Origin of the sequence: Microbacterium sp. (assembly GCF_031179285.1) — a bacterium.
Taxonomy (GTDB): domain Bacteria; phylum Actinomycetota; class Actinomycetes; order Actinomycetales; family Microbacteriaceae; genus Microbacterium.
In genome coordinates this window covers 25475-50806 of the sequence record NZ_JAPSHY010000021.1, presented here as the reverse complement: position 1 = coordinate 50806, position 25332 = coordinate 25475, and the positions used below count along the sequence as shown (strand labels likewise).

Genomic DNA, 25332 nt, shown 5'->3' with positions numbered 1-25332 from the left:
GCGGGAGGAGCGTGCAGAGCGCCGCGATGATCAGACTGAGGTACTTCGCGGTCTGTGCCGAGATCCCCCGCGCCCGGATCGCGGCCCGACCGGGCGTGCGGCGTCCGAGCCGGCGTGGGTTCACCGCGGGATGGGTGCTGGTGGCGGTCATGTCAGGTCCACCTTCTCGTCGGGGAAGAGGCGGCGCTGGATCCAGGTGACCAGCAGCACGATGATGAGCAGGACGACGGCCATCGCGGATGCGAGTCCCACCTGCCGGAAGTTGAACGCGGACTGGATGGTCTGGATGACGAAGGTCGAGGTGCCGTTCGCGCCGCTGGTCATGATGAAGGGGATCTCGAAGACGCTGAGCGATCCGGCGATGGCGAGGATGAACGACAGCCCGACGACGCGGCGGATGCCGGGGAGCACGATCGCCCAGAACTGCTGCCACCGGCTCGCGCCGTCGAGTTCTGCCGCCTCGTAGAGCTCGCTCGGAATCGACTGGATCGCTCCGAGGAACAACACGAAGTTCATCCCCATGTAGCGCCAGACGCTCGTGCCCGCGAGCGACCAGTTGGCGATGTCGGGGTCGCCCAGCCAGTGCGGCGATTCGGCGACGCCGAACCATGACAGCACGGTGTCGAGCGTGCCTCCCGGCTGGAAGAGGTAGAGGAAGACGAAGCCGATGGCGACGCCGTTGATGAGGTACGGGAAGAACAGGATGCCGCGGAACAGCTTCTGAAACCGTGTGCTGAAGCTGAGGATCGTCGCGAAGTAGAGCGCCAGCGCCATCTGGACGAACGAGGCGGCGAAGTAGTACAGGCTGACGCCGAACACCTGGAAGATCCGCGGATCGGTGAAGACCTGGATGTAGTTGTCGAACCAGACGAGGTTCTTGTTCTGGTCCAGGCCGTCCCAGTCGGTGAGGCTGTACCACAACAGGTTCACCGCAGGCCAGTAGGTCAGAAGCAGCAGCAGCCCGACCGCGGCCGCGATGAACAGATACGGCGTGAGGCGCCGCAGCATCCGTCCTCGCGTCGCGCGACCGGAGGGCCGCTCGGTGCGGCCCTCCGGTGCGTGGGCGACGACCGTCTCCGGTGTCGATATCGCCATGAGCTCACATTCCTCGTCGTGTCGCGGTCACGCGATCATCCGGCGAGGGAGGCGACGGACGCCGCCCAGCGCTCGTTCAGTTCGGCGAAGTAGCTCTCCTTGTCGCCCTCTGCCGCGCCCCGGGCGATGTCGACGAGCTTCTGACGGTAGATCGCGCCCCAGAGGTCGATCTGCGAATCGTTTGACACGTCGTTGAGCAGGCTCTCCTCGCCGGCCGGGGCGGGGTTCGTCTCCATGAGTTCGACGTTCTCGGCGGTGAAGTCGTCGAGGTTGGCAGGAAGGTCCTTGGCTGCGACCGTCGAGATCATGCCCTCCTTCTCAGTGAACCCGGAGTCCTCGATGAGCCACTGGATCCAGGCCCATGCCGCGGCCTTGCTCTTGGAGTGCTTGCTGATTCCGAGGTTGTAGTCGCCGCCGATGATCGAGTACTGGGTGCCGTCGACATTCGACGGGAAGGCCATATAGCCGATGTCCTCGGCTGCGGCGCCGTTGTCCTCGGCGGCCGCCTGCATCTGCGAGATGGACCACGACCCGAGTGTCATCGTGGCGATCTTGCCGGTCGCGATGTCGATCTTCGACTGCTCCCAGTTCGTCGTGAGCGGGTCGGGCTCGGTGAGACCGGCGGCCACCGCGTCGAACAGCAGCGAATCGATGGTGTAGATGTCGGTGCCCTCGGTCCAGGGCGCGTCGTTCTTGGCCATGTGGATGCCGGCGTCGGGGTCGTTGGTGATGGAGCCGAGATTGCTGAACGCCTGCGACAGTGGCCAGCCGTCCTTGTAGTTGGTGTAGAGCGGGATCGCCTCGGTGTTGTCCTTGACCTGCTGCAGCGCCTCGAGGAACTCCTCGGGGGTCTTGGGCAGTTCGGTGACGCCGGCGTCTTCGAAGACCCGCTTGTTGTACAGCACGCCCTGGGCGTTGCCTCCGATGGCGAGTCCGTACTGGGTGCCGTCGAAGGTGTGGGTGTTGAGGAAGCGGTACCTCTCCCTGAAGTCCTCGGTGTCGCCGAGCGGCTCGAGGAACTGCTCGAACTGGCTGGGCTGCATCGTCGGGATGCCGATCACGTCGCCGTAGTTGGTGCTGGACAGGCGGGTCTTCATCTCGCCCTCATAGTCGGTGATGCCCTCGAACGTCACCGTCACGTCGGGGTACTCCTTGTTGAACTCCTCCGCGTACGCCTCGAACGTGCCGTTCTCGACGAGGTCCGTCCGCCAGGTCACGACCTTGAGGTCGCCCTTGACCTCACCGTCGATCGTGTTGGTCGCATCGTTCGTACCGCCTGCCGAGCATCCGCTCAACGCGATCGCTGTCGCGGCGAACGCCGCGAGACCAGCCACTGCCTTCTTTGCCATGCGTGGACTCCTTGTCAGGTTCACCCTTGAACTTCGCACCGTCGGTGTGCTCGAGGGTGCGGGGCCAGAGTAGGCACCAGAGGAGCGATCTCGCAACTAAATGTCAGCGCTGTCCGGCGAGAAGCTGGTCCGGAAATGGATTGCATAAAACGCTTCCATCGGGCATTTCATGGATTATGTTCCCGGCGACGAGGAAACCAATGTCCACTTAATGTCTGACGAGCGACATCGGCGTCTTCCTGCTAGGCTCGCGATGCATCCACGCAGCGAAGGGGCCGAGATGTCAGTGCAGCCGAGAGCGACGCTCGATGACGTCGCCCGTCTCGCCGGGGTGAGCTCGAAAACCGTGTCCCGGGTGTATGCGCATCGCGATCTGGTCTCGCCGGACACAGTCGAGCGCGTGCTGAGCGCCGCGAAGCGCCTGCGGTTCCGGCCCAACCCGCTGGCGCGAACGCTTCGCCGCGGGGGCGCAACCCACACCTTCGGGTTCGTCATGGGAGATCTCGGCAATCCGTTCTATTACAAGGTCGCCGCGGGCATCGAGGAGGAACTCAGCCGTAACGGCTACGCGCTCGTCGTCGCGACCACCGATGACACCCCAGAGGGAGAAGAACTCGTCGCCGACACGCTCCTCGCACAGCGCATCGGGGCGCTGCTGCTCGTTCCCGTGAGCGCCGACCAGTCGTATCTCGAGGGCGAGCGACAGCTGGGCACCCCGGTGATCGCGATCGATCGCCCGGCCCGCAACCTGCTGGCCGACTCGATCGTGCTGGCGAACCACCACGGCGCGTTCGACGCGACCAGCAGGTTGCTGGCACGAGGACACCGGCGGATCGCTTACGTGTGCAACCCGGCGACGGTCTATACGCAGACCGAGCGGGTGCGCGGCTACCGCGACGCGATGGCGGCGCACGGTATCCGCGACACGTCGGCGCTGGAGAGCCTGGTCGATGATCGGAGCGTGCGCGCGGAGCATGTCGTCGGCGCGCTCCTGGATCGCCCCGACCCCCCGACGGCGATCGTGACGGGGAACAACAGGATGACCATCGGCGCCCTCCGAGCCTTCCGCGCCCGCCCTCAGCGAGACGAGCCGGCACTGATCGGCTTCGATGATTTCGACACCGCCGACGTCCTCGGCGTGACCGTCGTCACCTACGACCCCGTCGAACTGGGCAGGATCGCGGCGAAGCTCGCCGTCGAACGGGTCGGTGAGCCCACCGGGTTCACCCGTCAACTGGAGCTGCCGACATGGATCGTCGAGCGGGGCACGGGCGAGCGCCCGCCCGCAACCGACCAGCGAGGAGTCACCCGATGAACCGTCCGCTGCTGTACCTCGAGGCTCACGGAAGCGCGATCCTGCTCGATCCGTCCGGCGGGGCCGTGCCGAGCGTGCTGCACTGGGGCGCGCCGTTGCCCGGCGGCCACAGTCCCGCCGACGACGCGCACCTGCGCGCCGCCCTGTCCCGGCAGACACCCCCGGGCACGCTCGACGCGCCCTGGCAGGTCTCACTGTCGCCCCAGGACAGCGATGCGTGGAGCGGCCGCCCGGGAATGCAGCTCCGCTCCGGCGGTGTGCTGCACCGGACGCGCTGGCAGCTCGTGGCGACCGAAACGACGTCGGCTCACTGCGACCTCACCGCCATCGACGAGGCATCCGGTCTGCAGCTCACCATCACCATTCGAATCGCACCGGGAGGCGTCATACGCGTCGATCAGCGCCTCCGGCATGACCCAGCGCCGGGCACCGCTCCCATCGAGGTCGATTGGCTCGAAAGCATCCTGCCGGTACCGACGACCACCGACCACCTGCTCACGTTCGACGGGCGCTGGACGCGCGAGAAGCGACCCGTCGTCACCCCGATGCCTGCCGGCTCGATGGTGCGGCAGGCGCGTCGTGGCCGTCCGGGGCACGATGCGCCGACGGTGCTGGTCGCGTCAGAGGGTGCGCCGCGTTGGAGAGACGGACGGGTGTGGGCGGCTCACGTCGCGACCTCTTCGGATGTGACCTACCGAATCGACCGGATCACCGACTCGGCGACCCACCTCGGGGGCGGCGAACTCCTCCGACCCGGCGAGCTCGTCCTCCAACCCGGCGAGGAGCTCGTCGCACCGACCGTGCTCTTCGCCCACTCGGAGCGAGGACTCGACGGCATCAGCGCAGCCTTCCACACCATGCTGCGGGCGCGGCCGCAGCATCCGCGTACACCCCGGCCATTCGTGCTGAACACGTGGGAGGCGGTGTACTTCGACCATGATCCCGCCAAGGTCACGGCGCTCGCCGAACGTGCGGCGGCTGTCGGGGTCGAACGGTTCGTCCTCGACGACGGATGGTTCGCCGGTCGCCGGGACGACACCACGAGTCTCGGCGATTGGATCGTGGATCGGAATGTGTGGCCCGAAGGCCTCGCTCCCCTCGCCCAGCGGGTACACGAGTTGGGCATGCAGTTCGGCCTGTGGTTCGAGCCCGAGATGGTGAGCCTCGACTCAGACCTCGCCCGTCGGCATCCCGACTGGCTGATGCACGACCCCCGGCACCTCTCGCACGACCCGTCGCTGTCATGGCGCTCGCAGTTCGTGCTCGACCTCGCGATCGAGGGCGCGTACGCGCATGTGTTCGGGCAGATGGACGCCCTCATCGCCGAGCTCGGCATCGACTTCATCAAGTGGGATCACAATCGCGACGTGGTCGAGAGCGTCCACGGCGGCAGGCCCGGCGTGCGAGCGCAGACGCTCGCCGTATACCGGCTGATGGATGAGCTGAAGGCAGCGCATCCGGGCCTCGAGATCGAATCCTGCTCCTCCGGCGGGGCCCGCACCGACCTCGGCATCCTCGACCACGCCGATCGGGTGTGGGCGAGCGACTCCAACGATCCCGTCGAACGGCAGGACATCCAGCGCTGGACCGGCCTGATGCTGCCGCCCGAACTCGTCGGAGCCCACGTCGGACCGGCCCCCTCGCACAGCTCTGGGCGGGTCACCGCTCTGTCGTATCGCATGGCGACGAGCCTGATGGGCTCGGCGGGACTGGAGTGGGACATCCTCGGCTGCGATGACGAGGAGACCGACGCCATCGCCCGCTTCGCCGCGCTCTACAGGGAGCTGCGCCCGATCGTGCACCACGGGCGAACGGTGCATCCCGAACTTCGCGATCCGGCGTGGCGGGTGACGGGATTCGTGGCGGATGCCGGCGACGCGGCGGTGTACATCGTGGCCACCGTCGCGAGCCTCGAAGATGCGCGTGCCGAGCGGTTGCGCATGACCGCGCTCGACCCGGCACGCCGATACCGGCTACGGGTGCGACGCGAGATCGGCACTGCCGAGTACGGCTGGATCGCACCGGAGTGGTTCACCCGGGGGGAGATCGAGCTGCCCGGTTCAATGCTCGCGGAGATCGGGCTGCAACTTCCGACGCTCTGGCCGGTGCAGGCGTTCGTGCTGCACATCGAAGCGGTCTAGGGTACGACGGTGGGAAAAGGCTCCGGAACGAAGCAGACGGTCACCATCGCGGCGATCGCCGAGGCCGCAGGAGTGTCGCCCGGAGCCGTCTCGTTCGCGTTGAACGGGCGCAAGGGGGTCTCAGAGCAGACCCGTGCGCGCATCCTCCTCGTCGCCGACGAGCTGGGCTGGGCACCGGGCGCTGCGGCCAAGGCGCTCACCGTGAAGAAGACGAACAGCTTCGGCCTGGTGCTCGCACGCGACCCGAAGAACCTCGGCGTCGAGTCCTTCTACATGCAGTTCATCGCCGGCATGGAGAGCGAACTTTCGCCCCGAGGCTATGCGCTGCTTCTGCAGGTGGCACCCGATGAGCCGAGCGAGCACAAGACGTTGCGTCGGTGGCGGACCACCCGACGCGTCGACGGTGTCCTGCTCGTCGATCTTCGCGTCGATGATCCCCGCGCGTCATACTTCGCGGGGCATCCGGAGTTTCCGGCCGTCGCCGTCGCCGACCCGAGCGCGGCGCCTGGGCTGACGACGGTGTGGACCGACGATGCCGAAGCGATGCGCGAGGCCGTGCGTGCTCTCGCGGCACTGGGCCACCGCCGGATCGCGAGGGTCGCCGGGCTCGGTGATCTCGCCCACACGCAGATCCGTGACGCGGCGTTCCGCGCCGAAGTGGCCGCGCTCGGGTGCGAGGGGGAGGTGCTGCGCACCGACTATTCACCGGAGCAGGGTGCCGAGGCCACCGACCGTGCACTCGCGTCGGATGCGCCTCCGACGGCGTTCGTGTACGACAACGACATCATGGCCGTCGCCGCCCTCGGAGTCCTCGCCCGGGCAGGGCTCCGCGTTCCGGAAGACGTCTCCGTCGTCGCCTGGGACGATTCCCTCATCTGCCGGCACACCGTCCCCCGGCTGACGGCGCTCAGCCACGATGTGGTGGCCTTCGGTGCGCACGCCGCCAGGCGGCTGTTCGACGTGCTCGGCGGTGCCGCCCCCGGGGCGTTCCTGGACTCCACACCGCAGCTCACGGTTCGAGAGTCGACAGGGCCCGCTCCCGCGCTTCAGCCTCGACGGCGGGGCTGAAGCCGTGGCGACGAGCGACAGACCTGGCGAGGTGCTGCGCTTGCCGGCCTTCGCGCTCTTCTGGAGCTCGTCGACCCTCGGTGCACTGACCGGCGCGGTCACGACGGTCGCGTTCCAGGTCCTCATCGTGACGACACTGGGCGCGTCAGCCTTCGAGATCGGGCTGCTCAACGCCGCGAGCGTCGTGCCGTATCTGCTGTTCGGCCTGGTCGTGGGTGCTCTGATGGACCGATGGCGGCGACGGCCCGCCCTGGTGCTCGCGAGCCTCGCCCGTGCGATCGTCCTCGCCGCCGTGCCGGTGCTGTGGCTCACCGGCACGTTGACCGTGTGGTCCTTCGGGTCGGTGATCCTGCTCTACGGCGCCCTCACCCTCATCGCGGACTCGGCCGCGCAGCCGCTGCTGCCCCGACTGGTGCCGCGCACCCAGCTCGTCGCGGCGAACGCCCGACTCGGTCAGGCGGGAACCGTCGCGCAGACAGCCGGCCCGGCGCTGGGGGGCGCTGTGGTGGCGTGGTTGGGTGCCCCATTGGCGATCGTCATCCAGACCGTCTCGTATCTCGTGAGCGCGCTGCTGCTCAGCCGGATCCGTGTCGACGAGCCGAAGCAGGAGCGCCGTACCGACGACCGCCACATCGGCCACGACATCGTCGAGGGCCTGCGGTGGACGTACTCCCATCGCACCCTCGCGCCGCTGGCGGCATCCATTCATGTCTGGTTCCTCGGCAACAGCATGGCGCTCACCGCGTTCGCACCGTTCGCTCTCCGTGAGCTCGACGTCGGACCACTGGTGTTCGGCATCGTGCTGGCCATGGGCGGGCTCGGCGGGTTCGTCGGAGCCGTCATCGCCCCGGCCACCGGCAGACGGTTCGGCGTGGGCGGTGCCGTGCTGGCCGGGCGCATCCTCGCCCCCGTCGCCTGGGTCGTCGTGCTCGCCGCCCCGCTCACCGCCGACACTTCGCTCGCCCTCGTGGCCATCCCACTCGGCGTCGGACAGTTCCTGTTCGGTCTCGGCATGGGCGTGGAAGACCCCAACGAGATGGGATACCGCCAGGCCGTCGCCCCTGACCGGATGCAGGGCAGGATGAACGCGTCGATCCGAACCGTCAATCGCGTCGCGTTTCTCATCGGCTCACTTGTCGCCGGCGTGCTCGCGACGGTCTTCGACTACCGGCTCACCATCGGGGTGAGCGTCGCCGTGTTCGCGATCGCGGCCCTCATCGTCGTCTTCTCTCCTCTGCGCACGGCACGGCACGAGGACTTCTGACCTCCCGCACCGGCGTCGGAAACGCCCGACACGCCGCCGATAGACTGGGAACCATGTCCAAGGTCCTCCAGTCCCTGCCCGTCGGCGAGCGTGTCGGCATCGCATTCTCGGGAGGCCTCGACACCTCCGTGGCCGTCGCGTGGATGCGCGACAAGGGCTCGGTGCCCTTCACCTACACGGGAGACCTCGGTCAGTACGACGAGGACGACATCGAATCGATCCCGGGCCGGGCGCTCGAATACGGCGCCGAGGCTGCGCGACTGGTCGACTGCAAGACCGCGCTCGTCGAAGAGGGCTTCGTCGCCCTCTCGTGCGGCGCCTTCCACATCCGCTCCGGCGGCAAGACCTACTTCAACACGACCCCGCTCGGCCGTGCCGTCACCGGCACGCTGCTCGTGCGCGCCATGAAGGAGGACGGCGTCGACATCTGGGGCGACGGCTCCACCTACAAGGGCAACGACATCGAGCGGTTCTACCGCTACGGTCTGCTCGCGAACCCGCGCCTTCGCATCTACAAGCCGTGGCTCGATGCCGACTTCGTCACCGAGCTCGGCGGTCGCAAAGAGATGAGCGAGTGGCTCGTCGCGCACGGTTTCCCCTACCGCGACTCGGCCGAGAAGGCGTACTCCACCGACGCGAACATCTGGGGCGCGACGCACGAGGCGAAGACGCTCGAGCACCTCGATGTCTCGCTCGAGACGGTCGACCCGATCATGGGCGTGAAGTTCTGGGATCCGTCGGTGGCGATCGAGACCGAAGACGTCACGGTGACCTTCGACGGCGGTCGCCCGGTCGCCATCAACGGCATCGAGTACTCCGACCCCGTGGCCCTCGTGCAGGAGGCGAACGCCATCGGCGGACGCCACGGCCTCGGCATGAGCGACCAGATCGAGAACCGCATCATCGAGGCAAAGTCCCGCGGCATCTACGAGGCCCCGGCCATGGCGCTGCTGTTCATCGCCTACGAGCGCCTCGTCAACGGCATCCTCAACGAGGACACGCTCGCGACCTATCACGAGCAGGGGCGGCGCCTCGGTCGGCTCATGTACGAGGGCCGCTGGCTCGAGCCGCAGTCGCTCATGCTGCGCGAGTCGATTCAACGCTGGGTCGGTTCGACGATCTCGGGCAGCGTGACCCTGCGTCTTCGCCGCGGCGACGACTGGACGATCCTCGACACCGCGTCGCCGAACCTGTCATACGGCCCGGAGAAGCTCTCGATGGAGCGGGTGGGAGATGCGGCCTTCGGCCCGGTCGACCGCATCGGCCAGCTCACCATGCGCAACCTCGACATCGCCGACTCCCGCGCACGTCTCGAGCAGTACGCGGGACTGGGACTCGTCGGCGGGGCGACCGGCGAGCTCGTCGGTCGCGTGACCGCCGGGGAATCCAACGAGATCACCGGTGCGGTGCACGGGTCGCTCGCCGAGACGGATGAGAAGTTCGCCGACGCCGTCGACTCCGCATCCGAGGGCGCTGCGTTCGACTCGGGTACTGACTGACGCTGGCCGCGGAGTGGCGCCGCCGATGTGCGCGGCGTCCGCATGGGTGTTCGCCGCGTGCATGAGCGAAACCGGGGGTCCGGTCATGCAGACGGCATCCGCTCATGCAGCTCGCGCGAGCGACCGATGCCGGTCACAGCTCCCGGACGAGCGCGCGATGGGTATGATGCGAGGGCGCACTACCCTGAAACGCGCACCTGGCACCGGTGAGACTGAGTGTCAGCACGCTACCCGAAAGAGCTCTCGACGATGATGACGGCTTCGAACGCGACCACTCCACCGACCAGAGTGCCGTTGGCGGTGCGCATCGGCCGGATCGCGTTCCTCGTCGTCGCATCGGTCGTCGTTCTCGCCGTCGCCGCCGCGTTCTTCGTGACGTTCACGATTCAGCGCTCGTTCCCGCAGACGACCGGCGAGATCGAGGTCGACGGGCTGCAGGACGAGGTCACCGTGCAGCGCGACGACCGCGGAGTGCCGACGATCACCGCCCAGTCCTCCGACGACCTCTTCTACGCGCAGGGGTTCGTGCACGCGCAGGACCGCTTCTTCGAGATGGACTTCCGTCGCCATGTGACCAGCGGGCGTGTCGCCGAGATGTTCGGTGAGTCGCAGGCGGCGACGGATGCGTTCCTGCGCACCCTCGGCTGGCGCGAGGTCGCCGAGCGCGAGGTCGAAGCGATGGACGACACGACGCTCAGCTATTACGAGGCGTACGCCGCCGGGGTCAATGCCTACCTCTCCTCCCGCTCCGGCGCGGAACTGTCGCTGGAGTATGCCGTGATCGGCATGCAGAACCCCGACTACGCGCCCGAGCCCTGGGAGCCCGCCGATTCCGTCGCCTGGTTGAAGGCGATGGCGTGGGACCTGCGCGGCAACGTCGAAGATGAGACCGACCGTGCCCTCCTCGCCGCCGGCCTCGACGAGGAGACGGCGCAGGCGACCATCGAGCAGCTGTATCCGGAATACCCGTTCGACGAGAACCCGGTCATCGTGCCGAAGATCTCCACGCTGCCGGCGAGCGAGACCGGGGCGGATGCCGCCTTCAGCTCCGAGGGCCCGCATGGCACGGACGGCACCGAGGGCGAACTGCAGCAGGCGGCCACGACGATCGACTGGCAGGAGACCTCGAGCGTCATCGAGGCGGCCAGCGTGCTGGTCGGCGATGTCGGCGAGGGCATCGGATCGAACTCCTGGGTGGTGTCCGGCGAGCTCACGGAGAGCGGGATGCCGCTTCTCGCGAACGACCCGCACCTCGGGGCGTCACTGCCGTCGGTCTGGTACCAGGTGCAGTTGAAATGCGCCGAGGTCGACGAGGCGTGCCCGTTCGATGTCGGCGGCTTCTCGTTCTCCGGCCTCCCCGGCGTGGTCATCGGCCACAACGCCCACGTCGCATGGGGATTCACGAACCTGACCACCGACGTCACCGACCTCTACATCGAGCGGATCGAGGGCGATCAGTACTGGCGCGACGGGGCGCTGGTTCCGCTCGAGGAGCGTACCGAGACGATCAAGGTGGCCGGCGGCGATGACATCGAGCTGACGATCCGATCCACGGTGCACGGCCCGATCATCTCCGGACTGACCGACGACTTCACCGCGATCGCGGCCGATCCGGCGCCCGCACTCGGGGCGGCCGGCGCGACCCCGCCCGCCGGCGCCGGAGAGGATGCCGAGTACGCGGTGAGCATCCGATGGACGGCGCTCGACCCCGGCACCGCGTCGACGGCGATCTTCGCGCTGTCGACGGCTCAGGACTTCGACGGCTTCCGCCGCGCCGCATCACTGTTCGACGTTCCGGCGCAGAACCTCGTCTACGCCGACACCGAGGGGAACATCGGCTATCAGACGCCCGGTCGCCTGCCGATCCGCGGCGCGGGAGACGGATGGATGCCGCAGCCGGGGTGGGACAGCACGTTCGACTGGACGGGGTACATCCCGTTCGAGGATCTGCCGGTGTCATACAACCCCGCGTCGGGCTATATCGTGACGGCGAACAACGCGATCGTCACCGACGACTACGAGTACTTCCTCTCCAGGGACTGGGACCAGGGCTATCGGGCCGCGCGGATCGCGCACCTCATCGAGCGCCGGGCAGCGGCCGCTCCACTGACCGCGGACGACATGCGCGCCATCCAGATGGACAACGAGATGTGGATCGGCAAGCAGCTGGCGATCGCGATGGCCGACGTCGACGTCAAGGGCGCGGGTCCCTCGGAGGCCGTCGACCTGCTCACGACCTGGGACGCGCAGAACGCCGCGTCCTCGGCCGCAGCCGCGTACGCGAACGTGTTGTGGTCGAACCTCGTGCAGAATCTGTTCGTCGAGCGAGACGTGCCGCTGCCGGCGTCCGGTCAGGGGCGGATGTTCACGGTCATCGGGGAGCTGCTGGAGGATCCGTCCGACCCGCTCTGGACCAACGAGACCATCGGCGTCGAGGGCATGACGGAGATGCTCGCCCTCTCGGCCGAGGAGGCCTACGACGAACTCGCCGCCATTCAGGGCACCGCCATCTCGCGATGGAACTGGGGCGACCTCCACGCCATCACCCTCACCAGCGACACGCTCGGGGCCTCGGGCATCGCTCCGATCGAGGCGCTGTTCAACCGGGGGCCGTTCCCCGTCAGCGGTGGCGCCTCGGTCGTCAACGCCACCGGGTGGGATCTGGGCACCTCATACGCCACGACGACCGTGCCGTCGATGCGCATGGTGATCGACCTGTCCGATTTCGACGCCTCCACCTGGAACCACCTCACCGGTGCGTCAGGGCACGCGTTTCACGAGAACTACACCGATCAGACGGTGGACTGGTCGACCGGCATCCAGAACCCCTGGCCGTTCAGCGCGAAGGCCATCGGCGCGGCCACGACGGACGAACTCGTGCTGAGACCGGCCGGCTGAACGGCGTCCGCATGGGCCCGGCCGTCGCGCTCACGCGGCTGGCCGGCCGGGGCCGGGGAGTCGGATAGCGTGGACGAATGCCCAGCCGCCTGCTCGCCCCGGAGCACACCCCCGCTTCGGTCGTCGAGTTCGAGCACGGCGGGGCGACGCTCGTCGCCGAGACGTTCGGCGTCGGCGAGCGTCCATTCGTGCTGCTCCATGGCATCGGCATGGGCCGCAGCGTCTATCTCGATTTCGTGCACCGCCTGAAGGGTCGCGTCATCGCGCTCGACCTCCCGGGATTCGGCGAGGCGCCCGAGCCGGAGCGAACCCTGACGATGCAGCGCCATGCCGACCTCGTCGCCGCGTTCCTGCGCAGCACCGGCGAGAGCGGTGTCGTGGCGATCGGCCACTCGATGGGCAGCCAGATCGCCGCCGAGCTCGCGAACCGGCATCCGGGTGTCGTCGACGGCGTCGTGCTGGCCGGCCCGACCGTGAACAGCGCCGCCCGCAGCATCGGCGCCCAGGCCGCCTATCTGCTGTGGGATCTCATCGGCGAGCGCCCGATCGTGCTCTGGCGTGGCGCCCGTGAGTACCTGCGTGGCGGACCGCACCTGATCAGGAAGATCCGCGCGACGGTCGTGCACGACGCGAAGGAGGCGTATTCGCGGATTCGCCTGCCGACGCTGGTGCTGCGGGGCGAGAGCGATCCGCTGGCGCCTGTCACATGGTGCCGCGATATCGTCGCTGCCATCCCCGACGCCGAGCTGCATGAGATCGACGGTCACGGGCACAGCACCCTGATCAGCGATTCCGGGCACGCCACGGCGCTGGTGCAGGGTTTCGCCGCCCGGCTCTGATCGCCTCGACGAGGTCTGTCCCCGCCCGCTGCCGTTCACAACTCCTCCAGATTGCGCGCCGCGGCATGCTCGCACGCAGATATTGGGGCCGGTTGGCAACATCTTGAGGAGTTGTGAACAGCGAGCTTCGCACGTCAGCGGAACCGCGTACCGACCGCGTCGATCACGTCGAAGACAGCACGCCGAACCGTCGCCGCATCTCCCATGATGTCGGCCGCCAACGGCCGTATCGTCACATATCCCTGCCGCGCCGCCGCGATGTCTCGTCGACGATCCTCGACCTGCTTCTGCCAGCCCTCGTGGAACTCGCGGCTGTCACACTCGATGATGAGCCACCCGTTGACGACGAAGTCGACGTATCCGACACCGGGAATCAGCACCTGGGTCTCGAAGCTCACGCCGAGGCCGCGGAGGATCAGCCGCATGAAGGTCTCAGGGCCTGACCCTGCCGACGCATCGACCAGCGCCAGCAGCGAGCGGTACTTCGCAGGGAGTGCCGCGAAGACTGCGGTGAGATCTGTCTCGGTCACGAGCCCCTGGTTCATCGCGCTGTCCAGGGTCGCGATCGCGGCGCGAGGCGACTGACAGCGGACGGCGTGGCTCAAGGCATCGATGAGTGGCACCGCGTGCCGGGGCCCGGCATGGCCTGACCAGGCCCTCCAGTGCAGCACCGTGTCCTTCGCCAGTGGCGCTCGAATCCGGGAGGTGCCGGGGATCACGTGCACGTGCAAGCCGCTGGCGACGTGAACGAACACCCCGATCAGACGCAGCAGTGTCACGCACGATACCCGGCCGCCGATCCGCACCGCTTCTGCCACCTCATCGTCGACCGACGACAGGGCATAGCGATCGCGACGCAGACGCCGCAATCTCCCTTGCCGCACCGCTCGGGTGATGTCACGGCCGCGGATGCCGGTCGACAACAGGTCTGCTCTGGTGAACACCGCCGGCGCGTAGAGCCGTGCGGCACGTGCTCGAACCGACTCCTTCTGGATTGCCATTCCAGAAGTCTCCGAATCGGCGTCGGACCGAATCGCTCGCGGGGGCGCGATCTGCGCACAGACTGACTGAGAACTCAGATGTGCAGAGCAGGTCAGTCGTGGTGGCGCCGTTCACAACTCCTCAAGAACCGCGCCGCACCTGGCTGCATCGGTGATCTGCCGCGAATCCGTCGATTTCTTGAGGAGTTGTGAACGCTCGGGCCGGGAGACTGGAGTGAACGCTCGGGCCGGCGGACAGGAGTGAACGCTCGGGCCAGCGGACAAAGCGAACGGCCGGGCCGATGACGGTGGAGCGAGCGGCGGGCAGACCGAGACGGCGGGCAGACCGAAGCGGCGGGGCGCGGACTACCCGGCGGCGGGTGGGGTCTGCTTCGACTCGGCCAGCTCATCGACGATGAGGTGGCGCTGGTCGGTGGACCCGTTGCGGTAGGCCTGCCGGCCGACCATGTGGGCAGAAAGCGGCGCGGTGGCGAACTGCATCAGCACGATCGGCGTGACCAGCAGCGCGCCGAGCAGGATGCCGCCGACGCTGCGCTGTGACAGGGCCACCGCCGCGCAGATCAGCACGAGGCCGAGAACCTGCGGCTTCGTGGCGGCATGCAGCCGCGACGGCACATCTCGGAAGTGCAGCAGGCCGACGGCGGCTGACAGGCAGAGCGCGGCGCCGAGCAGGATGAGCATGAGCACGGCGATGTCGATCACGACATCGGGGATCATCCATCCGAACACGTTCATGAGGTCGTGTTGTCCCTTCTCGCGACGAAGCGGGCGACCGAGATCGATCCGAACACGCTGACGGCAGCGATGATGAGCAGGATCGGGATGCTGCGGGTGTGCCCGTTGATCGCCATCTCCGCCCCGAGCACGCACATCACCTCGGTGAGCAGCACGTCCGAGGCCACGGCGCGGTCGAGGATCGACGGGCCCCGCACGATCCGGACCACGGTGAGGATCGCCGCGATTCCGAACACCACCATGATCACCGTCAGCACCACATTCATCGAGCACCTCCTCTGGCACGCTCATCGGCCTTCAGGGCACGGTACTGCGAGGGGTCGCCGAGGGCTCGCACGATGCGCTCCTCCCACCGCAGCACGATCCGCCGCTGCCTGTCGACAGCGGCACGGTCCCGCACGCCGATCACGTGCAGATAGAGCACCCGTCGGTCGCGGTCGGCCTCGACGACGAGCGAGCCGGGGATCAACGACGAGACGACGGCGACGTGGGTCATCACCAGGTCGTCGGCATAGCGCAGCGGCACCGCCATGATCGCGGCCCCCGGCTGGCGACGGAAGTCGAACACCTGCATCGTCACATCCACGGCGCCCCGCAGCACCGCGAAGAGGAATTGGACGACGAACAGGGCGGCGTACCAGACGTTGATCCGCCCCGACAGCTCGACGGTCGGCAGCCGGAACACCCGGGTGACGAACACCGCCACCACGAGCCCGGTCACGGCGGAGAGCACCGTGAACTGACCCCAGAGCAGCATCCAGAGCACGACGAGCCAGATGAGGAACGGCAGCTGGACGCGGATCTCGTGCCGGAGCCCGCGCCGGGTGTCGGGGCTCATGAGTTCACCTCGTCCTCGATTTGGGTGAGGCTTACCGGCTCGAGCAGCGCCGCACCGATGCGATCGCAGAGGGCGTAGAGGGGTCCGGCGAAGATCGACAGCGAAACGGTGACCGCCACCATGCCTGCGGTGGCGAGCGTCATGATCCGCGGGATGCGGCGCCGCTTCTGCTGATCGTCGGCGGCCGGCGCTCCGGTGAGGTGCGAGATGCGCCCCTCGGTCTCGGTCGAGTCCTCTTCTTCGCGCCAGAACGCCAGGTTCCACGCACGCATCAGGGCGTAGAGCGTCAGCAGGGAGGTGACGATCCCCCCGAAGATGAGCACGATCATCAGCGGGGTGCCGACGGATGCCGCCGCCTCGAACAGCGCGAACTTGCCGATGAATCCGGAGAACGGCGGGAGCCCACCGAGGTTGATGGCCGGCACGAAATAGAGCACGGCGATCACGGGCGCGACCTTCAGCAGTCCTTTCACGCGCAGGATCGACGTGCTGCCCGCCCGACGCTCGATGAGTCCGACCGCGAGGAACAGCGTCGTCTGCACGACGATGTGGTGGACGATGTAGTACACCGTCGCGCCGATGGCTGCAGGCGTGGCGATCGCGAGGCCGAAGATCATGTAGCCCACGTGGCTGACCAGCGTGAACGAGAGGATCCGCTTCAGTTCGGCTTGCGCGACCGCGCCGAGCACCCCGACGATCATCGTCGCGAGCGCCACGATCAGCAGCACCGTGTCGATGCTGTTCTCGGCGAAGAGCTGGGTCTCGGTGCGGATCAGCGCGTACACGCCGACCTTCGTCAGCAATCCGGCGAACACGGCCGTGACCGGTGCCGGCGCGGTCGGATACGAGTCCGGCAGCCAGAACGACACCGGGAAGATCGCCGCCTTGATGCCGAACGCGATGACGAGCATCAGGTGCAGCACCAGCTGGGTCTCCTGCGGCAGCTCCGACATCCGCTCGGCGATCTGCGCCATGTTCACGGTGCCCAGCGCCCCGTAGATCATCGCGATCGACGCCAGGAAGAGGATCGACGAGACCAGCGAGACGACGATGTAGACGGCGCCGGTGCGGATGCGTGACTCGGTGCTGCCGAGCGTGATCAGCACGTAGGAGGCGACGAGCAGGATCTCGAACCCGACATACAGGTTGAACAGGTCGCCGGCGATGAACGCGTTGAAGATACCGGCCGCGAGGATCAGGTAGGAGGGGTTGAAGATCGAGATCGGCGTCTCATCGGCGCCGTCCGCGACGCCCTGGCCGATCGAGAAGAGGAGGACCGCGAGCAGCACGATGCTCGACACGAGCACGAGCAGCGCGGCGAGCCGGTCGACGTACAGCACGATGCCGAAAGGCACGGGCCACCCGCCGACCGAGACCGCAAGGGGCGCGCCCGCGTCGACGACGATCAGCAGGATCGCGGCGATGACCGAGACGGCCGCGAGCGTGGCGACGGTGACCGCGACCTGCAGGCGGGCGCTGCGCCCGAACACCAGGGTGACGGCCGCGCCGAGGAGCGGCAGGGCGACGAGCAGCGGGACGAGGGCGCTCACGGGCGGTCCTCCTCATCCGGGTCGCCGGGTCCGCGGCCTTCGGATGCCGCATCGGCGGCGTCTGCGGCCGAGCCGGACGAGCCGTCGGGTTCGGCGTTCGGCGCGGCATTGACCCACGTGCGCTCCGATTCGTTCCGCTCCTCACCGGCGTCCTCGCGCGAGCGCGTGCTGCCGGGACGTGATCGGTCGACGACGGGGCGGTCCATGGGGGCGTCGTCATGGATGGCGGGGTGATCACGCATCTGCAGCACCGTGATGGGCGCGGTCTGCACACCGACGAAGTCGGTGGTCGCCTCCTGATCGAGGTTCGCGTCGTCCTCCATGAGGTCTTCATCGGCGTCGGTGCGTTCACGCAGGGCGATGTCGGCCTCGTCGTCCTCGACGGTGTCGGCCTGCCCGAGCTGCCAGGAGCGATAGATGAGGGCGAGCAGGAACGCCGAGACCGCGAAGGTGATGACGATCGCCGTGAGCGTGAGCGCCTGCGGGAGCGGATCGCTGACCTCGCCGTCGACGCCGTAGAAGGGCGCAGCACCGGGCACGCCCATGACGATCATCAGCAGCAGGTTCGTCGCGTTCCCCAGCAGCAGGAAGCCGATCAGCACCCGGGTCAGGCTGCGCTCGAGCATGGCGTAGACACCGCAGGCGAACAGGATCGCCATGATGACGATGAGCGTGAGCGAGACATCCATCAGGCGCTCACCCCCCGCTCCCGCTTGCTCTCCGTGGCCCTCGGCGGAGTCTGCGCCTGCCGGTCCACTTCGGCCCCGAGACTTCGGAGCACGTCGAGCACGAGCCCGATGACGACGAGGTAGACGCCGACGTCGAAGATGGTCGAGGTGACGAACTCCATATGCCCGATACCGGGGATCTCCCACTCCCAGAACGAGCTGGTGAGCGGTGCGAGCCCGAAGAACAACGGCAGCACCGCAGTGCCGACAGCGAGGATGAGACCCCAGCCGAGCAGTCGACCGGCATCCGTCGGGGCGGCGGCCCCGAGCTCCCATCGGCCGCCCGCGATATAGCGCATCACCAGGGCCATGCCGGCGACCAGCCCCCCGGCGAAACCGCCGCCGGGAAGGTTGTGGCCGGCGAACAGCAGGAAGATCGACACCACGATGATCGTGTGGAACAGGATGCGGACGATCACCTCGAGCACGATCGAACGGTTCTCCGGTTTCAGGCGCTGCCCCCCCACGAGCCAGGCGCGGTGGTTGCTCCGGTTCTCCGACGTCTGGAATCGCACGCCGTCGGTGGTCTCGACCAGCGGCCGGCTGCGCACGGCGCGGCGGGCGGATCGGGGGAGCGTCTTCGTGGCGGCGAGCAGGTCGGCGCGATGGGTGACGAACACGAGCGATGCCACGCCGGTCGCCGCGAGCACGAGGACGGAGAGTTCACCCATCGTGTCCCAGCCGCGGAGATCGACGAGCGCGACGTTCACCACGTTCTTGCCGTGGCCGAGCTCGTAGGCGAGCTCCGGGAAGGTCATCGAGATGGGATCGGCGATCCGCGACTGCGTTGCGACCACCGCGACGAGTGCCATCGTCACGCCCACGCCGATGCCCAGGAGTGCGCGCGGGATGCGCCCGACCGAGGCGTTGTGCTGTCCCATGCGCGCGGGCAGTCGCCGCAGCACCAGAGCGAAAGTCACCATCGTCACGGTTTCGACGAGGATCTGAGTGAGGGCGAGATCGGGGGCGCCGCTGGTGGCGAAGAGGGCGACCATGCCGAGCCCTGTCACCGACACCAGGACCACCCCGGTGTAGCGCTTCTCGGCGCGCACGGCGAAGACCCCGGCCGCCGCCATGATCGGGGCGACGACGATCTGGGCCGGGGTGTGCCAGGCCGACAGCGTGTAGCGGTCGACATCGCTCGCGATCAGGGCCGTGACCTCCGCTGCGACGAAGACGACGAAGATGGTGCCCACGTACACCGGCAGCGATCCGCGCTGGGTGAGCGTGGTGCTGAACACCGAGACGCGGTCGACCGTGCGCATCACGAGGTAGTACGCGTCGGCGCCGGTGAACGGCAGCATCCGCGGCCTGCGATCCCAACCGGTGCGATGGACGAGGAGGAACAGCCCGATGCCGAGCAGGATCGTGAGGACCGAAATGCCCAGAGCGGGCTCGAGGCCGTGCCAGAGCGCCAGATGCCCCGGCCCCTCGGTGGCTTCCCCGGATGCCGGATCGAGGCCGGGCGCCGCGGTGATCGCGTACCCCTGCAGTGCTCTGTCGAGCGCGGGGGCTCCGATCCCGACCGCGATGGTCGCCCCGGCGAGGATGATCGGTGCCGCCAGGAAGCCGACCGGCGGGTCCGGCCACGCCGTTTCCGGCATCCGCTCGCCCGTGTCATCGCGCTTCGTCCAGAAGGCGCCCCAGAGAAAGCGCACCCCGTAGGCCGCGGTGAGCATGGATCCGACCGAGACGCCGAGCAGCGCGACGAGCCCCCATGGCGAGCCGCCCTGCGCGTCATCGAGGAGAGCCGTGAGCGTGGACTCCTTCGCCACGAACCCGATCGTCGGAGCGATACCCGCCATCGATGCGACGGAGATGAAAGCGGCGGTCGCCATGACGGGCGCCTGCCTGCCGACGCCCGACAGCTCTGTGATGTCGCGCGTCGAGAGCTGGCGGTCGATGACGCCGACGATGAGGAACAGCGCCGACTTGAACAGCGCGTGCCCGATCACCAGCGCGACACCGGCCAGGGCGGACGCCTGCGTGCCGTAGCCGACGACGACCGCGAAGAAACCGAGCTGGCTGACGGTGCCGAACGCCAGGATGCGCTTGAGGTCGGTCTCGCGGAGCGCCTGAACACCGCCGAGGAGCATCGTCAGCACGCCGAGCGAGATGATGATGGGGCGCCACGGGCCTGAGAACGCGAAGATGGGCGCGAAGCGGGCGATGAGGTAGATGCCGGCTTTGACCATCGCCGCCGCGTGCAGATAGGCGCTCACCGGGGTGGGCGCCGCCATGGCCCCCGGCAGCCAGAAGTGGAACGGGAAGAGCGCCGACTTGCTGATCGCGCCGATGAGGAGCATCACGATCGCGGCATCCACCAGCGGCCCGGTCGGCACCAGCTCGAGGATCTCGGTGATGCTCGTGGTGCCGGCGTCGACGACCAGCAGCACCACGCCGACGAACATCACGAGCCCGCCCAGCGTCGTCACGAGCAGCGCCTGCAGTGCGGCGCGACGGCTGGACGCGCGGCGGCGGTAGTGGCCGATGAGGAGGTAGGAGAGGATGCTGGTGACTTCCCAGAACATCACGAGCATGACGAGGTCGTCGGTGAGCACCAGGCCGTACATCGCGCCGGCGAATCCGAGGAGAACCCCGGCGAACTGTCCGAGGCCGGCAGCGTCGTCGTGGAAGTACCAGCGGCAGTAGAGCAGCACGAGAGCGCCGACACCCGAGACGATGAGTGTCAGCACCCACCCCAGGACGTCCATGTGCATCGACAGCTCGAGTCCGAGCTGCGGGATCCACGGCACCGACTCGAAGGGCGAGGCACCCGCGTCGAGCACCTGCGGGGTGAGGACGAGGGCGTGGGCGAACGCTGCGCCCGGAATGAGCGCGGCGAGGGCGAATGCCCGGGCTCCCAGCCAGCGAACCAGGACCGGCATCAGGAGCGATCCGAGGAGGAACACGGCGAGGAGCATCAGCATACGCGGCTCCCTCGGGGCTCGTCGGCCTTGCGGCTCAGGCGGGCGGGTGTTCCTCCAGTTTACGGGGCGCGCAGCGCGCTCCGGGCACGACCCCTGCGCGGCCCCGGCCCACGCCCGTCGGTGGCACACGCGATTCGCGCGGATCCCGCCGTGGCAGAGTAGCGGCATGAGACGGACCTGGCTGCGTGAGCTGCTGGGCATGCTCGCGGCGGCGGCTCTTGCCGTGCTGACGGTATCGGTCGTCGCGTCGACCGCTCGCTCGGAGTTGCTCTTCCGCGACGGAGACTCGCTGGTGGTCGCCCTGTTCACGCGATCGGTGCTCGCCGGCGATGCGCTGGACTGGGCGATGTCGAGCGTGCTCTTCCTGCCGGAGTCGGTGATGTTCGCGGTGCTGGACCTGCTGAACCCCGCCGACGTGAACGGAGTCCTTGCGGCGAGCGCCGTGGTGAACCTGCTCGCGCTCTACGGCGCGTTGCGACTCGTCGCCGGCCGCCAGCGGCCGGGAGCGGCCCCCGTGGCCTGGGCGCTCGTCGGTCTCGGCGCCTTCGGTGTCCTCGCGATGACCGAGACCTCCGCCTCGCGCGACGCGATGGAGCTCGCCTCTCTGCTGCTGACGACGACGTATTACTCCGCCTCGGTCGTCGCTGTGGTCGCCACCGTCGGACTGCTGCGGCGGGCGCTGGAACGCGACGGGCACCACAGCGGCCTGCTGATCGCGCTCGGCCTGATCGCCGCGGCATCCACCCTCTCGAATCCGCTGTACGCGGTGTGGGCGACGGTGCCGATCGCCGTGATCCTCACCGTGCTCGTCGTTCGCGAGCGGCGACGCGCGCCCCTGTTCGTCATGCTCGCGGTGCTGCTCGTCGGCACGGCGGTGGGTCTCATCGCGCGCCTGCCGTTCGGACCGTGGATCGCGAACACCGGCGCCGAATACGCGCAGCCCGCCCGATGGGCGCAGTCCCTGGTGTACTACGGCGACCTCGTCGCCCTGCGCCTGTCCACGCCGCTCGGAGTGCTCGGTTGCACCCTCTCGATCGCGCTGCTCGTGATCGCGGTGTGGCGGAGCGTCCGCGCGCAGAATCGGGCGACCCGCCTCGTCGCCACCGCCGCGTGGGTGATCCCCTTGCTCGTCGCGGTCGGGGCGATCGCTCTCGGCACCCACGCGGCACGCTACCTCCAGCCACTGGCTTTCGCCCCGGTGCTCGCGCTCGTCGCGGCGCCGGGCGCGCTGACGATACCGCCGCGCATCGCCCGGCAACTCGCCGCGGTCGGCGCGGCGGTCCTCGTCGCCGGCGGCGCGATCAGCATCCCTCGCCTCGTTGCCGCCGCGCATGCTCCCGATGCCGACCTCGCCTGCGTCACCGACTGGGTCGAGGCATCGGGTCGCACCGGGGCAGGGCAGTTCTGGACCGTCCGGCTCCCGAAGCTGCATCTGGACGACCCGGGTCAGCTCGTGCAGGTCGACCATCAGCTGCGCGGCTATGCGTGGCTGGTGAACCGTGCCGACTTCGAGGTCGCTGAGGTCTCGTTCCTCGTCGAAGACGCGACGAGCGTGAAATGGCAGCTGCCGGTGTCGGCGGTGCCGGACGAGGTGATCGGATGCGGGCGCTACCAGATCCTCGACTTCGGCGAGGCGAAACTGCCGCTCGGACCACAGCGCAGCTGAACCAGTTGCGCCGTCAGCGGGCGCCGAACGGGGGCGGAGCAGTCGTGCTGCCTGCGCGGAACCGGCAGGTGAGGTGCTGGGTGATTCCGGACTCACCGCGCAGCATCCGTGCCACCTGCTCTCCGGCGGCCCTGCCCTTCTCGACGGCCGGCTGCACGCTGGTGGTGAGGGTGTGCTCGCCCAGTCCATCGACGGCGATGCCGTCGAATCCGGCGACCGACAGGTCCTCCGGCACGCGCAGACCGAGTTCCTCCGCCGCGCGGATGACCCCGGCGGCGAGCAGGTCACTCTGGGCGATGACCGCGGTCGGTCGGGTGGCGGCGTCTGCCAGCAGCATCCGCCCGACGATGACGCCCTCGTCGATCAGGCTGCCGGCGGCGGAATAGGCCGGGGCGTCGGGATAGACCTCGCGGACGCCCGCGAGGCGGTGGATGGTCACGTCGACCGTGGCGGTGGTGATCCGGTCGGCCGTCACCAGCCCCCGCTCGCGCGTGCTGTCCAGCGGCAGCGTCACCAGCGCGACATCGGAATGCCCGAGATCGCGCACGTGGCGGGCGACATCGGCAGCGGCGGCGGTGTTGTCGAGCGTGATGCGAGGGATGCCTTCTCCTGCGTCACCTTCGATCACCACGACGGGCAGGCCTCTGCCCCGCACCACCTCGAGCGACGACCGCGTGCGCCCGGAGCATCCGATCAGCACGACCGCATCGACCGGGGCGTTCGACAGCGCCGAGCCGTCGCCCTCCCCCGGTTCGTCACGCATGAGCAGGATGCCGGCGCTGAGGTCGGCGAGACCGTCGGTCAGGCCGTCCATCATCGCGGTCGTGACGGGATCGAGGAATGCTGCGCGCAGATGACCCTCGAGGACGACGGCGACGATGCCACTGCGCCCTCGCCGCAGCGACGCCGCGCGCGGGTCGGGGCCGGCGTAGCCGAGCTCGGCCGCCGCGGCGAGCACCCGCTCCCGGGTGGAAGCTGCGACCTTCGCCTTGCCGCTGAAGACCACCGACGCCGTCGAGGTCGCGACGCCGGCCTCCCGGGCGACGTCGGCGATCGTGGCACGGCGATGGTGCTCGGTACCCGCCTGCCGGGACGTGCTGTCCACGCTGCTCATACATCGAGGATAAGCCCTCTGGTTTCAACCGGTCGAATCGATTCGATATGCTGTCCGGCATGGACACCGCCCTCACTCGTTCGCAGTTCGTTCGCTGGCGGACCGCGATCTTCGCCATCTTCCTCGCCAGCGGTCTGTCGATCTCGACCTGGGCTGCGCGCGTGCCCGACATCAAGCTGGCGCTGGACATCGACAAGGCCCAGGTGGGCATGCTGCTGCTCGGCGCCGGCATCGCGTCGATCATCGGAATCTCGACGAGTCCTGCGGTGATGGCGCGGACGGGCGCGCGGCTCGGGATGCTGGTGTCGATGTTCACGTTCGCCGCCGGCGTCGCCCTCATCGGCATCGGAGCGAACGTCGCAGGATCCTTCCCGCTCGTCCTCATCGGCCTCGCCCTGTTCGGTCTCGGCAACGGCTGCGTCGACGTGATGATGAACGTCGAGGCCACCTCGATCGAGCGGCACTCCGGGAAGACGATCCTCCCCCTCTTCCACGCACTGTTCAGCTTCGGCACCGTGATCGGCGCCGGCCTCGGTGCCCTCGCGGCACTGCTGCACGTGAACGTCTTCGCCCACACCCTGGTGATCGCCGTGCTCATCGCCGTCATCGCGGTCATCAGCATCATCAATGTTCCGGCGAGCGAGTCCGCTCTCGACCCCGTCGGCGGGGCCGACAAGACTCCCTGGCGGGAGCGCATGCACATCGCCCTGTCGGCGTGGCGTGAGCCGCGCACCTATGCGCTCGGCGTGGTCATGCTCGGCATGGCATTCGCCGAGGGCGGGGCCAATGACTGGCTGGCGCTCGGCGTTGCCGAAGACCACGAGGGCGGGACGGCTCTCGGCGCCGCCGCTCTCGCCGCGTTCTCCGTCGCGATGACCGCGGTGCGGATCTTCGGCGGGCCGCTCGTCGACCGGTTCGGACGGGTGGCGGTGCTGCGTGTGCTGGCGGTCGCCGGGGCATCCGGCATCCTCCTGTTCATCCTCGCGCCGAACATGCCACTCGTCTTCGCCGGGGCGATCCTCTGGGGCGTCGGCGCGTCGCTCGGCTTCCCGCTGGGGATGTCGGCCGCGGCGGACGACCCCGCGAAGGCTGCTGCCCGCGTGAGCGCGGCGGCGACCATCGGTTACGTGGCGTTCCTCGGCGGTCCGCCGGTGCTGGGCTTCATCAGCGAGCACATCGGCCTGCTGAACACCCTGTTCATCCTCGTCGCCCTGGTCGTGGCGTCCGGTCTCTTCTCGAGCGCCGCGCGCCCCCTCCGTGAAGAGGAGAAGACGCCGGCCGCCGCGGCGCGCTGACCGCTCG

At 68.5% G+C, this 25332-nt stretch carries 18 protein-coding genes and 1 pseudogene; 9 read left to right on the top strand and 10 right to left on the bottom strand.

The genetic code is table 11. From position 1 onward, the window contains the following. Positions 1-147 precede the first annotated feature (147 nt). Both RIN18_RS13025 and RIN18_RS13020 read right to left on the bottom strand, forming a co-directional pair. On the bottom strand, positions 148-1095 hold the full coding sequence (locus RIN18_RS13025) for a sugar ABC transporter permease (RefSeq protein WP_309104408.1): 948 nt from the start codon (positions 1093-1095) through the stop codon (positions 148-150). A 35-nt stretch (positions 1096-1130) separates the two neighbouring features. Continuing rightward, positions 1131-2444, bottom strand: a complete 1314-nt coding sequence (locus tag RIN18_RS13020) for an extracellular solute-binding protein (RefSeq protein ID WP_309104407.1) — start codon at positions 2442-2444, stop codon at positions 1131-1133. A 280-nt stretch (positions 2445-2724) separates the two neighbouring features. Here RIN18_RS13020 and RIN18_RS13015 point away from each other — a divergent pair, with 280 nt between their 5' ends. The 7 genes from RIN18_RS13015 (at position 2725) to RIN18_RS12985 (ending at position 13468) form a co-directional block, all read left to right on the top strand. Then, the gene (locus tag RIN18_RS13015) at positions 2725-3759 is read left to right on the top strand and encodes a LacI family DNA-binding transcriptional regulator (protein WP_309104406.1); all 1035 of its coding nucleotides are present in this window, start codon (positions 2725-2727) and stop codon (positions 3757-3759) included. After that, a complete protein-coding gene (locus RIN18_RS13010; RefSeq protein WP_309104405.1) occupies positions 3756-5900 on the top strand; it encodes an alpha-galactosidase in 2145 nt (714 codons plus the stop codon). The genes RIN18_RS13015 and RIN18_RS13010 overlap by 4 nt, the downstream gene beginning before the upstream one ends. A gap of 9 nt (positions 5901-5909) precedes the next feature. Further along, positions 5910-6968: a LacI family DNA-binding transcriptional regulator gene (locus RIN18_RS13005; RefSeq protein WP_309104404.1), complete on the top strand. Its 1059-nt coding sequence runs from the start codon at positions 5910-5912 to the stop codon at positions 6966-6968. A gap of 4 nt (positions 6969-6972) precedes the next feature. Beyond that, positions 6973-8232 carry an MFS transporter gene (locus tag RIN18_RS13000; protein WP_309104403.1) on the top strand — a complete coding sequence of 420 codons (1260 nt, stop codon included), beginning with the start codon at positions 6973-6975 and terminating at the stop codon, positions 8230-8232. Positions 8233-8285: 53 nt separating this feature from the next. After that, a complete protein-coding gene (gene argG / locus RIN18_RS12995) occupies positions 8286-9731 on the top strand; it encodes an argininosuccinate synthase (protein ID WP_309104402.1) in 1446 nt (481 codons plus the stop codon). Between the two features lie 252 nt (positions 9732-9983). After that, the gene (locus RIN18_RS12990) at positions 9984-12629 is read left to right on the top strand and encodes a penicillin acylase family protein (protein ID WP_375163532.1); all 2646 of its coding nucleotides are present in this window, start codon (positions 9984-9986) and stop codon (positions 12627-12629) included. 77 nt (positions 12630-12706) lie between these two features. Further along, positions 12707-13468, top strand: a complete 762-nt coding sequence (locus RIN18_RS12985; RefSeq protein WP_309104400.1) for an alpha/beta fold hydrolase — start codon at positions 12707-12709, stop codon at positions 13466-13468. 134 nt (positions 13469-13602) lie between these two features. Here RIN18_RS12985 and RIN18_RS12980 read toward each other — a convergent pair whose 3' ends face one another. The 7 genes and pseudogenes from RIN18_RS12980 to RIN18_RS12950 all read right to left on the bottom strand — a co-directional run bounded on the left by RIN18_RS12980 (position 13603) and on the right by RIN18_RS12950 (position 21250). Next, positions 13603-14469: a hypothetical protein gene (locus tag RIN18_RS12980; RefSeq protein ID WP_309104399.1), complete on the bottom strand. Its 867-nt coding sequence runs from the start codon at positions 14467-14469 to the stop codon at positions 13603-13605. Between the two features lie 345 nt (positions 14470-14814). Beyond that, on the bottom strand, positions 14815-15204 hold the full coding sequence (mnhG, locus tag RIN18_RS12975) for a monovalent cation/H(+) antiporter subunit G (RefSeq protein ID WP_309104398.1): 390 nt from the start codon (positions 15202-15204) through the stop codon (positions 14815-14817). Further along, positions 15201-15470 carry a monovalent cation/H+ antiporter complex subunit F gene (locus RIN18_RS12970; protein WP_309104397.1) on the bottom strand — a complete coding sequence of 90 codons (270 nt, stop codon included), beginning with the start codon at positions 15468-15470 and terminating at the stop codon, positions 15201-15203. The genes mnhG and RIN18_RS12970 overlap by 4 nt, the downstream gene beginning before the upstream one ends. After that, complete coding sequence (locus RIN18_RS12965; protein WP_309104396.1) at positions 15467-16042, bottom strand: Na+/H+ antiporter subunit E; 576 nt, start codon at positions 16040-16042, stop codon at positions 15467-15469. The genes RIN18_RS12970 and RIN18_RS12965 overlap by 4 nt, the downstream gene beginning before the upstream one ends. Next, a complete protein-coding gene (locus tag RIN18_RS12960) occupies positions 16039-17592 on the bottom strand; it encodes a Na+/H+ antiporter subunit D (protein WP_309104395.1) in 1554 nt (517 codons plus the stop codon). Before RIN18_RS12960 ends, RIN18_RS12965 begins: the two co-directional genes overlap by 4 nt. A 149-nt stretch (positions 17593-17741) precedes the next feature. Then, positions 17742-18281 (bottom strand): annotated as a pseudogene (locus tag RIN18_RS12955) (Na(+)/H(+) antiporter subunit C); the annotation flags it as partial. Continuing rightward, positions 18281-21250, bottom strand: coding sequence for a Na+/H+ antiporter subunit A (locus RIN18_RS12950; RefSeq protein ID WP_309104394.1), 2970 nt, complete (start codon positions 21248-21250; stop codon positions 18281-18283). The pseudogene RIN18_RS12955 and the gene RIN18_RS12950, both read right to left, overlap by 1 nt. 166 nt (positions 21251-21416) lie before the next feature. On the opposite strand from RIN18_RS12950, the gene RIN18_RS12945 reads away from it, so the two are divergent. Beyond that, entirely contained in the window at positions 21417-22916 is a 1500-nt protein-coding gene (locus RIN18_RS12945) for a hypothetical protein (protein ID WP_309104393.1), read from the top strand. Between the two features lie 13 nt (positions 22917-22929). Here the strand turns inward: RIN18_RS12945 and RIN18_RS12940 are convergent, their stop codons facing one another. Beyond that, positions 22930-24030, bottom strand: coding sequence for a LacI family DNA-binding transcriptional regulator (locus tag RIN18_RS12940; RefSeq protein ID WP_309104392.1), 1101 nt, complete (start codon positions 24028-24030; stop codon positions 22930-22932). A gap of 59 nt (positions 24031-24089) precedes the next feature. On the opposite strand from RIN18_RS12940, the gene RIN18_RS12935 reads away from it, so the two are divergent. Beyond that, complete coding sequence (locus RIN18_RS12935; protein ID WP_309104391.1) at positions 24090-25325, top strand: MFS transporter; 1236 nt, start codon at positions 24090-24092, stop codon at positions 25323-25325. Positions 25326-25332: the final 7 nt, after the last annotated feature.

Excerpts from the sequence above, each read along its gene's own strand:
- RIN18_RS13025 (WP_309104408.1), bottom strand. The coding sequence starts at position 1,095 with ATGGCGATATCGACACCGGAGACGGTCGTCGCCCACGCACCGGAGGGC.
- RIN18_RS13020 (WP_309104407.1), bottom strand. The coding sequence starts at position 2,444 with ATGGCAAAGAAGGCAGTGGCTGGTCTCGCGGCGTTCGCCGCGACAGCG.
- RIN18_RS13015 (WP_309104406.1), top strand. The coding sequence starts at position 2,725 with ATGTCAGTGCAGCCGAGAGCGACGCTCGATGACGTCGCCCGTCTCGCC.
- RIN18_RS13010 (WP_309104405.1), top strand. The coding sequence starts at position 3,756 with ATGAACCGTCCGCTGCTGTACCTCGAGGCTCACGGAAGCGCGATCCTG.
- argG (WP_309104402.1), top strand. The coding sequence starts at position 8,286 with ATGTCCAAGGTCCTCCAGTCCCTGCCCGTCGGCGAGCGTGTCGGCATC.
- RIN18_RS12990 (WP_375163532.1), top strand. The coding sequence starts at position 9,984 with ATGACGGCTTCGAACGCGACCACTCCACCGACCAGAGTGCCGTTGGCG.
- RIN18_RS12985 (WP_309104400.1), top strand. The coding sequence starts at position 12,707 with ATGCCCAGCCGCCTGCTCGCCCCGGAGCACACCCCCGCTTCGGTCGTC.
- RIN18_RS12980 (WP_309104399.1), bottom strand. The coding sequence starts at position 14,469 with ATGGCAATCCAGAAGGAGTCGGTTCGAGCACGTGCCGCACGGCTCTAC.
- mnhG (WP_309104398.1), bottom strand. The coding sequence starts at position 15,204 with ATGAACGTGTTCGGATGGATGATCCCCGATGTCGTGATCGACATCGCC.
- RIN18_RS12970 (WP_309104397.1), bottom strand. The coding sequence starts at position 15,470 with ATGAATGTGGTGCTGACGGTGATCATGGTGGTGTTCGGAATCGCGGCG.
- RIN18_RS12965 (WP_309104396.1), bottom strand. The coding sequence starts at position 16,042 with ATGAGCCCCGACACCCGGCGCGGGCTCCGGCACGAGATCCGCGTCCAG.
- RIN18_RS12950 (WP_309104394.1), bottom strand. The coding sequence starts at position 21,250 with ATGCTGATGCTCCTCGCCGTGTTCCTCCTCGGATCGCTCCTGATGCCG.
- RIN18_RS12945 (WP_309104393.1), top strand. The coding sequence starts at position 21,417 with ATGAGACGGACCTGGCTGCGTGAGCTGCTGGGCATGCTCGCGGCGGCG.
- RIN18_RS12940 (WP_309104392.1), bottom strand. The coding sequence starts at position 24,030 with ATGAGCAGCGTGGACAGCACGTCCCGGCAGGCGGGTACCGAGCACCAT.
- RIN18_RS12935 (WP_309104391.1), top strand. The coding sequence starts at position 24,090 with ATGGACACCGCCCTCACTCGTTCGCAGTTCGTTCGCTGGCGGACCGCG.